This window comes from Actinomadura sp. NEAU-AAG7 (assembly GCF_018603865.1).
GTDB lineage: Bacteria > Actinomycetota > Actinomycetes > Streptosporangiales > Streptosporangiaceae > Spirillospora > Spirillospora litoris.
In genome coordinates this window covers 66,899-80,422 of the sequence record NZ_JAHFZY010000009.1, presented here as the reverse complement: position 1 = coordinate 80,422, position 13,524 = coordinate 66,899, and the positions used below count along the sequence as shown (strand labels likewise).

The following is a 13,524-nucleotide window of genomic DNA, read 5'->3' as shown; positions in this document are numbered from 1 at the left end:
CAGGGACCGCGTGGCGATCGGGCGGCCGCGTACTCCCGCTTGCCGTGTGGCGGCGGCCGGGCGACAAGCGTCCATGCGCCACGTGACGGCATGAGTCCGGTTCTGCGTTGGAGGGTCTCCCGCTCCGTCTCGACGGCCGGGTTCTCGCAGGTCCCTTCCGACGATTTTCGCGGGCGGCCCAGACTTTGCCTGACCTGGCCGGTTGGGCGGGGACGCACCGGGTAAGGCATGCCTGAAATAGGATACTTCGACCTGGTCAGGGAGGTTTCTCGTGACTGGGACTGAGGGTGCTCCGCGCACCCGTATGTCAAGGACGATGAGGGCCCCTCGCAGCCGGGGCATGCTCAGTGGGTTGCTGCTGGTGCCGCTGGGGGTGTGGGGCGGGCTCATCCCGTTCGTCGGCCCCTACTTCGACTTCGGGTTCGGCTCCAGCAACGCCTGGGACTACAACACCGACCGGTTGGTGCTGTCCATCCTTCCCGCGGTCGCCGTGATCGTGGGTGGACTGATCCTGTTGATCAGCGCCAACCGCCCCGTCGCCTTCATCGGATCCTGGCTGGCCATTCTGGGCGGCCTGTGGTTCGTGGTGGGCACCACGATCGCCCCGCTGTGGGACGCCAGTCCGGGCGCCGCGCTCGGTGGCCAGACACGCCGGATCGCCGAACAGCTGTCGTTCTTCCAGGGCCTCGGCGCCATCATCATCATGCTGGCGGCGACGGCACTGGGACGGTTCCTGGTGGTCGGCGTCCGAGAGGCGCGCCGAGCAGCCGCGGAGCGGGCGGGGACGGAAGGCGTCGCCGCGGAAGGCACTCGCCAGGGTTCCACCGCCGCTCCGGTGTGGGAACGCCAGGAAGGCCCCCGCCGTGACGCCCAGGAACCGCCGAGGGACGCTGAGCACGCGAGGCATGCGGGCCCGCATCACCGGCGCTGACCTGGACGGACCCGTATTTTGGTTACAGTGAGCCGCGCGTAACGGTGTTGGGCATGGCTTCGGCGGCAGCGCTCACGCGTTCACATTGCCCTCGATGAGCCCCTTATAGGTGGGTCTCGCGGGTGGTGGTCCCATTTGGCCAGGGCGGGCATCCCGCCCTGGCTATAGGAGTGCAGCCGACTGGACTGGCCACCGGCGAAGGCCACGCACGTCAGGCCCCAGAAAGCCCCGCTCAGTCGAGTGTGGTGCGACGTTTCCACAGTTCAGAGCGCCACGGCTCTCGACATGCTTCGCGAGGACGGTCAGTCAGGGGCTACTTACCATGGACGCGGTTGTGAACGCCACGCATACCGCCGAATAGGAGCCGAGGAGCCGGGCAGTCACCACGCGATCGAGTTTGATCTCGATGTCAGGGTCGCGCTTCTGGGCGATGTAATGACGCGGCATCCGACCGCGGACCGGGAACGGCCAGAAGGTTGGCCCCCAGAAGCGCGGCGAGGCAGAAGGGAGCCGCTAGGTAGTACTTCCACGAACTTTTCCGCCTCTCGATTTCGGGCCTCAGATCCTCGGGGTAGTCCTCAAGCTTGTACAGCCTCGGAAACACCACGATGGCCAACAGCGAAGCCCCGATCGCGATGATCCACCATCCCGCCTCAGGGATCGAGAACAGGGGCGGTGAAGGGGCTTGCTGGGCGATGAGAGGGCTGGAGCGCAGGATGGCTGGCATCGAAGGACGACCTCCGGGAATGCGGTGACTGCGGCACATGCGCCCCTGCAACACCGACCACAGACTTCCCGGCACACCCTGCGCGTCCTTCACGCATTGTCCAAGATCATATTCCCGTTATGCGCGGGACGCCGGCGCCGAGCCGCGTTACCCAGACCTCCAGTAACAGGCGCCCGGACGGCCGGGAGCGTCGCGGCAACCGGCGGCGGTCATGGCCGAGACGAGGCGCTCCAGTTCGTCCTGTGTCGTGCGGCTGAGCGTGCTGGAGCCCCGTGCGCGTTCTTCACGATCCGCTCCGAGGGCCTCGGGTGCAGGGACTTGTCGAGCCGGGACCGACGATCGCGAGTTTCCCGGTCATCTGCCGCCGGGCTTCCCTTTTCCAGATCGCTGTGGACGCCCGCCAGCGTCCAAGCAGTGTCCCCCGACGGTCCTTCGTCGGCGGTGCTGGCTGTGGGCGTACTCATTCCAGGTGCCAGAGAGCGATGCTCTTGGCCTGGAAGCCGATGGTGGCCACGGTGCGCCCGTCGGGGCTCAGGGCGAACCTGTGGATGGTCCTGGTTCCAGGTTCGGTGACGGTGACGCTGCCGAAGCGGTCCACGGAGGGCGGGGTCCCCGGGGTGGTGGCGGTGGCCAGCTTCTTGTGGGTGGCCGCGTCCCAGAAATGCAGGCCTGAGTAGTCCGAGGTCACGACGGTGCGACCGTCGGTACTGAAGGCCAGGCCGGTGACGGAACCGATGTGGCCGCCGAGCGGTCGGCCCTGTTCCTTGCCGGTGGCGGCCGCGAGGAAGCGGACCTCGTAGGAGTCGCTGTCGATGGCGAGTGTGGCACCGTCCGGGCTGAACACGAGGTGCTGGGCACCGCCGGAGACGTCGAGCGACGGGCCGGCCCGCTGCTTGCGGGCGGCCACGTCCCAGATCTTCACGCCCTCGAAACCGGACTCATCGACGCTGGCGAGCGTGCGGCCGTCCGGGCTGAAGACCATGATGCGGGCCTCGGCGCCCTCTAACTGCAAAGGCGGCCCGATCGGCCTGCGGGTGACCCGATCGTAGAAGCGGATCTCGTCGTCGCCGAACCCACCGGTGGCGAAGGTCTTGCCGTCCGGGCTGAAGACGATCGTTGACAGGTTCTGGAGCCTGTCGTCCGCAGGCTTGACGATCTGCACGCCCTGCGGGCGCAGTGTGGCGACATCCCAGAACTGGGCCCGTTCCTCTCCACCGGCCGCCAGCGTGCGGCCCTCGGGACTGAAGGCCACGGTCTTGACGACGACATCCGGGCTCTGGACGGGTGTGGCCCGCTCCTTGCGGCCGGCCACGTCCCACACTCGCAGGACGCCGTCCCGGGAATCGAGGGAGGCCAGGTTCGTGCCGTCCGGGCTGAAGCGGAGGGTGTCGATCTCGCCGCGGTGCCCCTTCAGGGTGCCGAGCTTCCGCAGGGTGGGACGTGCCGGGATGGCGGCGGGTGGGGGCGCACGAAGGGGCGCGGTGGTGATGGCGGTAGAGCCGCGGCGGGTGCTCGTCCTGGCCTGCTTCGCGTCGCCGTTCCCGCGACCGCCGGAGACCACGGGCCCGGCGGGAACGGCTCTGGCCGCGAGCAGGGCGCCCGCCCCAATGAGCAGGCGGCGCCGCGTGACCAACCATGCCTCCGCCGCGGGCTGCCCCGGCGGTGCGGCCGGCTCTTGCCACGGGCGGTCGCCTTCGTCGCCCGGACCATCGTTCCCGGCCTCTGCGTCGTGTGGCAGCTCGTCCATGTCGGCTCTCCCGTGCGGATCGGGCTCGTTCTCGCTGTGCCCGACGCACGGTAGAGGCGCGGCGCCGGGACCGGTCTCCCGCAAGCGGTGACTCGACTCTGTGACCTTGCAGAAGAGCCGGCACCAGGGGGCCAGCCATGGGATAGGGAGCTTGGGAGGGGAAGGGGAACGCGCTGCAGCCGTCTTCCTCTCAGACGACACATTCATGCCCGCCGCTTCGACCGTTTCTGTCAGCGGTGGGAGCTACCTGGTGGGCGGTTTGATCGCCGTACCGCCCCCGGGGCGCCGCACACCGGGCGAGGCTGATAGCGGCCTCAACTCGGGTGCTGGTTCGGCCTGGGAAACAGGAGGTTTCTACGTTGGCGGATATTCGCATGGCCTCCTCGCCTCAGATGGGTAAAACCATTGCCGCGGGCGATACCCGCCGCTGATCAGGTTGTGGTGCTTCGGTGCCCTGCCGGCTGTCCGGTTCCGGTCAGTGAGAGCTGATGGACGGTATTTCTCGATTGCTGGGGCTCGGGGTGATCGACGAGGCGGCGGGGGCTGGCTTCCTGGGCAACTTGCCTGGGCTACGAGGTCGGTTTTATTTTCAATCAGATGTGCGAGCCGAGCGCAGCGGTGCACTGTGCATGCAACTGTCGGGGGCGTGTCCTACGATCAGCCGCCATGTCCCTCCTCATCAGCCGCCAGGGTCCGGCGAGCCACCCGGAGAATCTGTCGCGGATCGTGCTCTTACTGACGGGACTCCAGTCCCTGTCAGCGACGTTGGCGCTTCTCCTTGCGGGCGGTTATGCCGCCCACACATGGATCACTGACTGGGCGTGGTCCTGTGAACTGGACCAGGTCGCCGCCCCACTGCTCTTCACCGGCTGCGCGGTTGTAGCGCTCGGTCTGGCCAGAGGCCGCCGGGCCGGTGTCGCGATCGCGGCTGTGCTTCCCGCCGCCACCCAGGCGTGGATGCTGTTGTGGCAGGCACCGCTGTACGACTGGCCCATGCAGGTGTTCGTGATGCCGCTCGGCGAGCTGACCGGGACGCCTTACCCGGCGATGATGTTCGCCACTGATCTGTTGGCGATGTCGTCGATCCCGCTGGGCGTGCTCGCTGCGGCGGTCGCCGTCCTTGATGCAAGGTATGCCGGACGTGAGGCAGGAAATGTTCGCCATTGGCTGCCCTCGATGATTCTCGCGATATTGGCGATCGGCGCGCTGGGAATGTATGAGCTGTCGTTCTGGATCGCTGAACTGGGCGACCGCAAGACCCTGTTGTTCATCAGTGGCCCGGCGGTGCGCGACAGGGCGTTGGCGGTGGCCGGAGCCGCAACGGTGGCCGTGCTTCTCGATATTCTGGCGGCGCATTCGGAAGGCTGGTGGGGCAGATGGGCGCCAGGTGCCGCGAGTGTCGTCCTGCTGGTGCCCGCTGGTTGGGATGTGTGGGAGCAGGCGCGGGCGCTTCTGGCTCCGCAAGGCCAGTCCTACTCGATTGAGGGAGCTCTTTCCGTGAACGACTGGACCAATCCGGTATCGAGGGGCTTGAACATAGCGGCGTGGCAGGCGACGGCACTGGTCCTGGCGCTCGCCGTGCTGCTGGGAATCGCGAGGCTCTCCCACGTGATGCGGAGATCGACTAGCGCCATGGACGCCGTCTGATCAATTCATTCACTGAAGAAGAGCTGCACCCGAATGACATGATGTTTCCATGCAGAAAAGGGCGAGGTCGGGCGTGATTCTGGTCGGTTACTCCGTGAGCGTGTTTACCGGCGTTGTTCAGCCGGAAATGGACTGGAGAAGCGTGTGTTCGCTGGCCGGCGCGGCGGCACAGACCGGCACTCGCGGCTTCGGCGGGTTGGGTCGCTGGGCCTGCGGGGAGTAGCGGCGCGCGCGATGGCGGGTCGGCCCAAGATGTTCGCTTCTGGGGTGCGTGTGGGCCTGACCCGCCACCGTGCGATGGGTCAGCCGCCCACGCTGCCGTCCGGCAGTTGAGTCACCTTGGGCGGCGCCGGGACCAGGACGCAGGGGGCGACGTGGCCTGTGGCGGTGCCGACGAACATCGATCCGACGGATGCGCCCTTGCCGAAGCTGGTGAAACTGACCTCAAGCACCAGCGTCTTTCCGGGCCCGACACGGTCGGGATGGAGGCGGTTGAAGCGCCCCTCGCCGTCCTCGTCCTCAGGCTCCCCCGTGAGGATCGAGCCGTCGCTGGGGGTGATGGACCCGCGGGGCGTCCGGCAGCGCTTGTCGTTGGGCACGAAGTCGACGACCGCGGGCACGCCCAGCCCGCGCAGCCTGGAGGCGATGATCTCCGGATGGCGGTAGTCGTGGATGTAGATCCGGATCGAGCCGTCGGAGTCCCGGACGACCGCGTTGGCCTGAGGCGCCCGGTCACCGGTCAGCACCGGGATGCCGATCGCCAGTCCCGCTGCGGTCGCTGCGGCGGCGGCCACCAGTCCCAAACGCCGCCACCGGACGGACCGGGGGTGGGTGTCCGCCGGCGCCGGTGCGGTCCGCGCGGCGACGACGGCCTTGAGCTCCGTCAGGAGCCGTTCTTCGAACCTCTGCATGATCACTCCTTCGAGAAGGCGAGGGCGGCGGACTGGGCGGGCAGTGCGGCACGCACCGCCTTGCGGGCCCGATGAAGCCGGACGCGGGCGGTGACGGGCCGGATCCCCAGGGCGGCGGCCGCCTCGGTGACCGTCAGTCCGTCCACCGCGATCAGTTCGAGCAAGGCGCGGATGCCTTCCGGAACGTCGGAGAGCGCCTCGTAGACACGCCGTCCGGCGCTCTCGGCGTCGATCCGCTCCTCCAGGCGGGCGATGTCGCCGGCGTCCAGCAGCCGCCGCCCGGCGATCCGTCCCACGGCCCGGTACTCTCTTGCCGCCCTACGGTGCTCCGTGGCCACCACGTTGCGCGCGATCCCGTACAGCCAGCCCGACTCGCTGCCCGCCGAGGGCCGGTAGGTGTGCGCGGAGTCGATGACCGCCAGGAACACCTCCGCGGTCAGGTCGGCCGCGGTGTGCGGATCACCGACACGGCGCGCGATGAACCGGCTGACCTGCTCGACATGCTGCCGATAGAACTCTTCGAAGGCGGCGGTATCCGAACCGATGCGCCTGAGGGCGCTCCCGGACTTGGCCATGCTTTCTCCTCTCGCGGCTACACCCCTACTTGGCGCGGCGTCGGAAAGGCGTTACCGAGGCAGCTCGCCGGCCGGTCCGCTGGGTCGGTGACCGGTCACCGGCGTGGCAGCGGGCCCCTGGTCGGTGTCGCATGCGCGCGACTTCGGGCGTGCGGTGGAACGCAGACCCATCATGTGTCCTGGGCGTGAGGTGGTGCGCCGAAGGCCGGGAGGCAGCGGTCATTCGCTCGCTCACTTCGACAAGGGCAACGTATCCATCGAGCCTTGTGGGAGCGCCCTGGAAGAACCATGTATTTATGGACGCGCTGTGCCAGCACTATTGCCGATCTCGGCGTCGGGATGGCGAAGTCCGCGGGCGGAACTTGGGCCACCTGGAGACCGGTCAGGAGCGCAGCGGCGACGCAGGGGGCCGGCTTGTGTCGCCAACTCCGAGGACCGGCCCCACGGCGCAGCCGACACCGCGATACGGTTCGAAAGTGATCAGCGACGGAGGGGCTCGGCTCGGAAGGCAAGCCGCGGACCGTCTGATCCAACTCGGCTGCTGCGTGATCGAGGCGGGTCTGACCGAAGCGGAGTTCGCTCGCATCGAGCATGAATATGGGTTCGAGTTCGCCGACGATCACCGTGCCTTCCTCGCCGCGGGGCTGCCGGTCCATCAGCCAAGGAAAGAGACGCCAGGCGTAAGGTACGCGTGGGAAAGACCTCTGCCAGACTGGCGCAACGGCGACCCCGATGAACTTCGCCGGCGCCTTGATCTGCCGATCGAACTCCTGCTCCAGGACGTCGAGCACGGGCTCTGGGAAGCGGCCTGGGGAGAGCGGCCGGTCTCCGGCGAAGCGGCCGTGGACCTGGCGCGGTCGTGGCTGGACGGGGTGCCAAGGATGGTCCCTGTCTATGGGCACAGGTTCCTGCCCGCAGGCCGCGGCGGCTTCGGCCACCCGGTCCTGTCGATGTGGGGTGGCGACATTATCTACTACGGCGCTGATCTGCTCGACTACATCGACCAGGAGTTCGAAGAGCCCCGACCCGCGCACCCCCGCGACTGGGCGCCTCAAGCCACCGTGCCGTTCTGGCGCGACTATCTCTGACCACGCCCACGCTTGAGTAACCGTCCCCGAGCAATACCATCCGCCTCCCATGGCCCGCCCGAATGGGTGGAACCGCAGGTCAGGCTGTCGAGTCCGTGTTGGGGCGGCCACCGTTCGCGGCTCCGGGCTTACGCTCCCGTATTGCTGTTCGTCTGAACACGAATGAAAAGCGGGTGCGACCGTCCCCAGAACCGGGACGGTTCTGGGCACGGACTGCTCGCGTGCCCTTTGGATAGTGGGGGACGAGCGTGAACAACTGGCTCCTCAACGACTCCCGCCGGACGGTGAGACGGCCGTTGAAGGCGGGGGGAGGTGTTGCGTTCGTCCTTCCGTCGGGAAGGGCGGGCGTCGACGGTCAGACTCGGGCTTTTCGGCCGAGGGGGGCGCGGCGGCGCATGGTCGGCCCGTCGGGGACGGTGGGCAGGGACGCGCGGGCGCGCAGCCAGGCCCGGTGCTGCCGCGCCGCCTCCGCCGAGGGCAGTTCCAGGACTGTGGCGATCTGCTCCAGGCTCAGCCCCGCCCGCTCGGCGGCCTGCCAGACCCGGTACTCCAGCCGGTCGGCGTCCAGCCGCGCCGCCTGCGCGACGACCAGCGCCGCCGCGAGGTCCGGGCCGGTGGCCTGGCCGCCCTCCGCTGCCGCGACCGTCTCCTCCGCCGCCTCGATGTCGGGCAGCGGGACCTGGTGCTCCTCCCACAGCAGCCCCGCCGCCGCGCGGGCGAAGCGGCCGGTGAGATGCGTGCGCGCCGCACGCACCAGCGACGGTGCGGGGACCGACGATGCCGGAGCGTCTGACCGCTCGGTCTGCTCTGCCGTGTCCGGCCATGCTGCGCCACTGTCCATGCGTCGACCTCACCACCGGGCCGCACGGCCGCGCAGCGCAGCGAGCGCATGGTCATGGCCACAAAACGCAGACCGGTCGCGCATAATGGGACGGACCGGTCGGGCTGAGCAGGAGATTCATGCCAACCTTCGCCTTCGACAGCGACGATCTCGGACGGACCGAGGCGTTCCTCAACCAGGCCTACGCCAAGATGCGCATCGGGGGCGACACCCGGTCCTCCCGGACGCAGATCCTCCGCGACGCCGCGGGAACGGTCAGCGTGGACCGGCTCGATCTCAACCACAACATGAGCTACGACGTCACCCCCCTGGGCAGGCTCTGCCTGTGCACGGTGCAGTCGGGCACGATCCGCAACCGCGTCGCCGGTGATGCCGAGGACGTCTACGGGCCGGGGGACACGGTCGTGTTGGCGCCCCCCGACCGGCCGTACGAGGGCGAGGTCCAGCGGTCGCGCTACGTCATCACGATGCTCGACCCCGGGCTGCTCGCGGACGTCACCGGCGCCGAGGAGCCGGTGAGGCTCCTCGATCACCGGCCCGTCTCCGCCGATGCGGGCCGGAGGCTGGCACGCACCATCGAGCACGTGCGGGGGGACCTGCTGGCAGACCCTCAGGCGACCGAACTGCCGCTGATGCTCTCCGCCGCCTCCCAACTGCTGGCGGCCACCGTGCTCTCCACGTTCCCTAACAGCGCCCTCACCTCCGACACCGGGGGATCGCGCGACGATCGCCCCGTGTCCGTCCGCCGCGCGATCTCCTTCATGGAGGACAACACCGCGAACCCCATCAGCACCGCCGACGTCGCCGCCGCGGCGCGCGTCAGCGTCCGGTCCCTGCAGTACGCCTTCCGCGCGCACCTGGGCACCACGCCGATGGGACACCTGAGGCGGGTACGGCTCGCCGCCGCCCACGCCGACCTACGGGCCGCCGATCCGGCCACCACGACCGTCACCGGTGTCGCGACCCGCTGGGGCTTCCTGCACGCCGGACGTTTCGCCGCCGCCTACAAGGCCGCCTACGGGCACCCGCCCAGCGGCACGCTCCGCGACTGACCGGCCCCTCAGATCGGCGTGACCCGGAGCGATGGTCCGCCACGCCGGGACTTCGCGGCAGCGTACGCGGCCGAGATCGTCCTCCCACCCCACCCCGGCGGGACGGTCCCGAAGCGGAGCGGCTCCCTCGTTACTGAGAGTGTTGATTAGCCTACTCTTGACGACTAAGTCTTTTCCTCGGGCAGGAAGGAACACCTCGTGATCGCCACTCCGCCAGGGCATCGGCGATGGCGTTGCTGGCGGCCGCGGCCCGCTCAACAGGCCGTTGCGCGTCGCGTCCGCCTTCAATCGCTCGGCCTTCGTCGCCTGTTTCCCAGCCGGGACTGCACCGGTGCCCCCAGCACGATCTCCCCGGGGCAGATGTCCAGATACTCTCCGCGCTTCCCCGTCGGCTCCGTGGAGGCACGTCGCGCGCGATCAAGCGGTCTGCGGTCGAGCCCAATCCCCAGGGGATGGTCACCAACGGCCTACTTCGCCCTGGTCGGAAGCTCTGCGGGGAGCCGACTCGCGCGAACGCTTACGGGTCAGGTCGAGAGTGACCGGTCCTTCGACGCTCTGCCGCTACCGCGTCGAATCGTCGGCGGGTGGGGGCGGAAGGTGCGGCGGTAGGCCTGGGGTGTGACCCCGATGGCCGTGTGGAGGTGCTGGCGCAGGGAGACGCCGGTGCCGAAGCCGGCGCGGACGGCGACCAGGTCGACGGGCCAGTCGGTGGTCTCCAGCAGGTGGCGGGCCAGGTCGACGCGCTGGCGGATGAGCCATTGGCCGGGGCTGGTGCCGGTCTCGTTGCGGAAGCGGCGGGTGAAGGTGCGCAGGCTGACGTTGGCGTGGGCCGCCATGTCGGCCAGGGTGAGGGGCTCGGAGAGCCGTTCCATGATCCACGCCTGGGTGGGGGCGGTGCCGGGGGCGGCGGGGTCGGGGACGGGGCGCCGGATGTACTGGGCCTGGCCGCCGTCGCGCCAGGGCGGTACGACGCAGGAGCGGGCGACCTCGTTGGCGGTGTCGCTGCCGTGGTCGCGGCGGACGATGTGCAGGCACAGGTCGATACCGGCGGCGACCCCGGCCGAGGTGAGGATCTCGCCGTCGTCGACGAAGAGGACGTCGGGGTCGATGCGGGCGGTGGTGAACATGCGCTGCAGGTGGTCGGCTTCGCGCCAGTGGGTGGTGGCGGGACGGCCGTCGAGCAGCCCCGCGGCGGCCAGGACGTAGGTGCCGGTGCAGATCGCCACGATCCGGGTTCCGGGACGGATGGCAGCCAGAGCCTCGCGCAATGCGTCCGGCAGGCGGCCCTCCTCGCGGATCGGCCCCAGCGCGTTGGAGGGCGGGATGACGACGGTGTCGACGGCGGCCAGCAGGGAGGCGTCGTGGGAGACGGTGATCTGGTAGTCGGCTTCGGCGCGGACGGGCAGGCCGTCCACGCTGCACGTGGTCACGGAGTAGAGCCGTTCGCCGCTGCCGTCGCGGGCGGCGCCGAAGATCCGCGCGGGGATGCCGAGCTCGAAGGGGACCACGCCGTCCAGGGCCAGAACGCCAACGCGGTGCATGACCCGATCCTTTCATTGCTTGGCCATCGGGCCACTACTCGGGGGGTCTCCGCCGGGGCAGTCTTGCGAGGTGCCCAGGAGAAGCCGGCACGACCTCTACGAACCCCTCGTTGAAGAGAGCACGTCATCATGAAGCACGCCATCATCCCTTCGACCATGCGCGCCATCTCCCAGGACGCCGCCGGAGCACCGGACGTCCTCAAGGTCATCGAGACGCGGCGCCCCGTCCCGGGCCGGGGCGAGATCCTGGTCCGGGTGCACGCGGCGGGCGTGAACCCGGCCGACTGGAAGACCCGCGACCGGGGTGTGTTCGCCGACGGCGCCGAGCCGCCGTTCACGCTCGGCTTCGACGTCGCCGGGGTGGTCGAGGCGGTGGGCGAGGGGGTGACCCTCTTCCGAACGGGCGAAGACGTGTACGGGATGCCGTGCTTCCCGCACCCGGCGGGTGCCTACGCCGAGTACGTCGTCGCCCCGGCCCGGCATTTCGCGCCGCGTCCGAAGGGCCTGAACCATATCCAGGCCGCCGCGCTGCCGCTGGCCGCGCTGACCGCCTGGCAGGCCCTGGTGGACACCGCGAACCTCCAGCCCGGCCGGCGCGTCCTGATCCACGCCGCCGCCGGAGGCGTCGGCCACCTGGCCGTGCAGATCGCCAAGGCCCGCGGCGCCTACGTCATCGGCACCGCCAGCGCGGGCAAGCACGAGCTGCTGCGCTCGCTGGGCGCCGACGAGCTGATCGACTACCGCACCGAGGACTTCGCCGAGACCGTCCGCGACGTGGATGTCGCCCTGGACTCCCTCGGCGGCCCCAACTGGGCCCGGACCCTGCGGACGCTGCGGCCCGGCGGCACGCTGATCTCGATCCTGCCGCTGGACCACGCCTTCCCCGCCGAGGAGGCCGAAGCGGCGGGGATCCGGGCGGTGTTCATGCTCGTCGAACCCGACCATGCGGGGTTGCGCGAGATCACTTCCCTGGTCGAGGACGGCCGCCTGCGCGTGATCGCCGACGCGGTCTTCCCCCTCGAACAAGCCGCCCAGGCCCACATCCTGGGGGAGACCGGCCGCACCACCGGCAAGATCGTCCTGTCCGTCGCCTCCTGACCCGCCCCATGGCGTCCTTGGCGAGCTGGACGCCGCTTCTGAGCTGCCCGGGTGTCGCGTGCCAACTCGGCGGTGAAGAGGTACTCCTCTCGATTCGCCCGCCCGCCGGTGGCGCGGGGGGCGGGTAGGTTCGAGATCATGGCGGTGGGCGCGGGACGTGATCCGGAGCGCCGCCGCGCGCTGCTGGAGGCCGCCGACCGGGTCATCCGGCGGGAGGGGCCGGCCGCGTCGATGGCCGCGATCGCCGCCGAGGCCGGGATCAGCAAGCCGATCCTGTACCGCCACTTCGGCGACAAGGGCGGGCTGTACCGGGCGCTGGCCGAGCGGCACACCCGCGCGCTGATCGAGGTCCTGCGGGGCGAGTTCTCCCGGGACGCCCCGATCGGCTCGCGCGCCCGCGCCACCGTGGACGCCTACCTGGCGACGATCTCGGCGGACCCCAACCTCTACCGGTTCCTCGTCCACCGGGCCGGGGCGCGGGGCTCGGCCGCGCACGGCGCGATGAGCGCGATGATCCGGGACGTCGGCCGGGAGCTGGCCGAGATGCTGGTGGCCGAGGGCGAGTCGGTCGACCCGACCCGCGCGCACGTGTGGGGCCACGCGATCGTCGGCATGGTGCGGACGGCGGGGGACTGGTGGCTCGACCACGACCGCGAGGTGCCGAGGGCGGACGTCGTGGACGGCCTGGTCGAGCTGATCCTCGGCGGGCTCCCCGCCGCCGCGTCCGGGCCTACCCGCCCGCGGCGGGGAGCACGCTGAGGGCGACCCGCTGGGCCCGCTCCTCGTCCACGCCCTGCCCCTTGAGGGACACGAACCCCCACGCCCCGGGCTTCCACTCCCACGCCAGCTCCACCGCGCCGGGCCGCAGCACGGGAGAGGGAAGGAAGTAGGCGCGGTGGCCGTGCACGTCGGGCGCGCGCCGTCCCGCCGGGGGGCGTCCGCCGCTGCCCGGCGGCAGCCCGCCCGCCGGGTACATCTCCACGATCCCGTCCGCGCGGAGCGCGCCGCCGGGGTGCTCGACCCGCAGCGTGATCCGCTGGACGTCGCGTCCGGGCCGGTAGGACTGCGGGGCGAACCCGCCCGCCGACCCGACCGTGAACGCGTGCCGGCGCGCGTCGAACCGCTCCACCGACGCCACGGGCCGGGGCTCCGGTCCGGGACCGGCCGCCCGCTGCGCGAGGGCCGCCGAGACGGCGATCGCCGCGATCGCGGCGGCGGTGGAGGCCGCGGCCGCCGCGCGGCGGGCCCGCACCCGGCGGCGCCCCGACCGGACGGCGCGTCCGGTGTCCACGGCCCCGCCGGCGGGAGCCTCGAAGCCGCGCAGCGCCCCGAGGAGCCGCACGGCCTCCTTGTCCTGGTCGTCCAT

13 protein-coding genes are annotated in these 13,524 nt (G+C 70.3%); 6 read left to right on the top strand and 7 right to left on the bottom strand.

Features of this window, described 5'->3' with window-relative positions; translation table 11 throughout:
• The first annotated feature begins 352 nt into the window (after window positions 1-352).
• Complete coding sequence (locus KLI87_RS34150) at window positions 353-931, top strand: hypothetical protein (protein WP_214620334.1); 579 nt, start codon at window positions 353-355, stop codon at window positions 929-931.
• Window positions 932-1,340: 409 nt separating this feature from the next.
• On the opposite strand, the gene KLI87_RS34145 is transcribed toward KLI87_RS34150, so the two are convergent.
• On the bottom strand, window positions 1,341-1,751 hold the full coding sequence (locus KLI87_RS34145; RefSeq protein WP_214620333.1) for a hypothetical protein: 411 nt from the start codon (window positions 1,749-1,751) through the stop codon (window positions 1,341-1,343).
• Between the two features lie 367 nt (window positions 1,752-2,118).
• Complete coding sequence (locus KLI87_RS34140; protein WP_214620332.1) at window positions 2,119-3,405, bottom strand: WD40 repeat domain-containing protein; 1,287 nt, start codon at window positions 3,403-3,405, stop codon at window positions 2,119-2,121.
• Window positions 3,406-4,071: 666 nt separating this feature from the next.
• Here KLI87_RS34140 and KLI87_RS34135 point away from each other — a divergent pair.
• Complete coding sequence (locus KLI87_RS34135; RefSeq protein WP_214620331.1) at window positions 4,072-5,052, top strand: hypothetical protein; 981 nt, start codon at window positions 4,072-4,074, stop codon at window positions 5,050-5,052.
• 302 nt (window positions 5,053-5,354) lie between these two features.
• Here KLI87_RS34135 and KLI87_RS34130 read toward each other — a convergent pair whose 3' ends face one another.
• Together KLI87_RS34130 and KLI87_RS34125 are read right to left on the bottom strand one after the other, a co-directional pair.
• Window positions 5,355-5,963, bottom strand: coding sequence for a hypothetical protein (locus KLI87_RS34130; RefSeq protein WP_214620330.1), 609 nt, complete (start codon window positions 5,961-5,963; stop codon window positions 5,355-5,357).
• Window positions 5,964-5,965: 2 nt separating this feature from the next.
• Window positions 5,966-6,538, bottom strand: a complete 573-nt coding sequence (locus tag KLI87_RS34125; RefSeq protein ID WP_156220756.1) for an RNA polymerase sigma factor — start codon at window positions 6,536-6,538, stop codon at window positions 5,966-5,968.
• 476 nt (window positions 6,539-7,014) lie between these two features.
• Between KLI87_RS34125 and KLI87_RS34120 the strand changes: the two genes are divergently transcribed.
• Window positions 7,015-7,626 (top strand): hypothetical protein, encoded by a 612-nt coding sequence (locus KLI87_RS34120; protein ID WP_214620329.1) that lies wholly within the window; start codon window positions 7,015-7,017, stop codon window positions 7,624-7,626.
• Between the two features lie 355 nt (window positions 7,627-7,981).
• On the opposite strand, the gene KLI87_RS34115 is transcribed toward KLI87_RS34120, so the two are convergent.
• A complete protein-coding gene (locus KLI87_RS34115; RefSeq protein ID WP_156220755.1) occupies window positions 7,982-8,380 on the bottom strand; it encodes a hypothetical protein in 399 nt (132 codons plus the stop codon).
• Window positions 8,381-8,586: 206 nt separating this feature from the next.
• On the opposite strand from KLI87_RS34115, the gene KLI87_RS34110 reads away from it, so the two are divergent.
• Window positions 8,587-9,519 (top strand): helix-turn-helix domain-containing protein, encoded by a 933-nt coding sequence (locus tag KLI87_RS34110; RefSeq protein ID WP_214620328.1) that lies wholly within the window; start codon window positions 8,587-8,589, stop codon window positions 9,517-9,519.
• A gap of 524 nt (window positions 9,520-10,043) precedes the next feature.
• Here KLI87_RS34110 and KLI87_RS34105 read toward each other — a convergent pair.
• Entirely contained in the window at window positions 10,044-11,060 is a 1,017-nt protein-coding gene (locus tag KLI87_RS34105) for a GlxA family transcriptional regulator (protein ID WP_214620327.1), read from the bottom strand.
• Window positions 11,061-11,189: 129 nt separating this feature from the next.
• On the opposite strand from KLI87_RS34105, the gene KLI87_RS34100 reads away from it, so the two are divergent.
• Together KLI87_RS34100 and KLI87_RS34095 are read left to right on the top strand one after the other, a co-directional pair.
• Window positions 11,190-12,158, top strand: a complete 969-nt coding sequence (locus KLI87_RS34100) for an NADP-dependent oxidoreductase (protein ID WP_250904557.1) — start codon at window positions 11,190-11,192, stop codon at window positions 12,156-12,158.
• A gap of 138 nt (window positions 12,159-12,296) precedes the next feature.
• Window positions 12,297-12,917: a TetR family transcriptional regulator gene (locus KLI87_RS34095; protein WP_214620326.1), complete on the top strand. Its 621-nt coding sequence runs from the start codon at window positions 12,297-12,299 to the stop codon at window positions 12,915-12,917.
• Here the strand turns inward: KLI87_RS34095 and KLI87_RS34090 are convergent.
• Window positions 12,889-13,524 carry a hypothetical protein gene (locus KLI87_RS34090; protein ID WP_214620325.1) on the bottom strand — a complete coding sequence of 212 codons (636 nt, stop codon included), beginning with the start codon at window positions 13,522-13,524 and terminating at the stop codon, window positions 12,889-12,891. The two genes, KLI87_RS34095 and KLI87_RS34090, sit on opposite strands and share 29 nt — an antisense overlap.

Bases quoted from the DNA above. Each gene is read 5' to 3' on its own strand.
- KLI87_RS34140 (WP_214620332.1), bottom strand. From the start codon at position 3,405: ATGGACGAGCTGCCACACGACGCAGAGGCCGGGAACGATGGTCCGGGC.
- KLI87_RS34135 (WP_214620331.1), top strand. From the start codon at position 4,072: ATGTCCCTCCTCATCAGCCGCCAGGGTCCGGCGAGCCACCCGGAGAAT.
- KLI87_RS34130 (WP_214620330.1), bottom strand. From the start codon at position 5,963: ATGCAGAGGTTCGAAGAACGGCTCCTGACGGAGCTCAAGGCCGTCGTC.
- KLI87_RS34125 (WP_156220756.1), bottom strand. From the start codon at position 6,538: ATGGCCAAGTCCGGGAGCGCCCTCAGGCGCATCGGTTCGGATACCGCC.
- KLI87_RS34110 (WP_214620328.1), top strand. From the start codon at position 8,587: ATGCCAACCTTCGCCTTCGACAGCGACGATCTCGGACGGACCGAGGCG.
- KLI87_RS34105 (WP_214620327.1), bottom strand. From the start codon at position 11,060: ATGCACCGCGTTGGCGTTCTGGCCCTGGACGGCGTGGTCCCCTTCGAG.
- KLI87_RS34100 (WP_250904557.1), top strand. From the start codon at position 11,190: ATGAAGCACGCCATCATCCCTTCGACCATGCGCGCCATCTCCCAGGAC.
- KLI87_RS34095 (WP_214620326.1), top strand. From the start codon at position 12,297: ATGGCGGTGGGCGCGGGACGTGATCCGGAGCGCCGCCGCGCGCTGCTG.
- KLI87_RS34090 (WP_214620325.1), bottom strand. From the start codon at position 13,524: ATGGACGACCAGGACAAGGAGGCCGTGCGGCTCCTCGGGGCGCTGCGC.